The following is a 230-nucleotide window of genomic DNA, read 5'->3' as shown; positions in this document are numbered from 1 at the left end:
CCCGTGACGGCCCGGACCCGCACCACGCCGTCGACTTCGACCACGAGGCTGCGTGACACTTCGGCGAGGTCTCCCGTGGCCAGCACGGGGCCGAGCCCCAGGGCCTGGAAAGCCGAATTGTCGGCCGCGAAGCTCGGCCAGCCAACAGCACGGCGGGCGACGTAGCGAGACAGCACGAGCTCGAACGCCGCCCGGGTCTCGCCGACGACCTCGGCCGCCGGAACCACGGG

The 230-nt window shown here is 73.0% G+C and carries 1 pseudogene; it reads right to left on the bottom strand.

Features of this window, described 5'->3' with window-relative positions:
* Window positions 1–230: pseudogene (locus AC0IY1_RS25715) on the bottom strand (2-keto-4-pentenoate hydratase); the annotation flags it as partial.

It is taken from the genome of Methylobacterium sp. AC690 (genome assembly GCF_979256535.1).
This window is presented reverse-complemented; position numbering and strand designations above follow the sequence as displayed.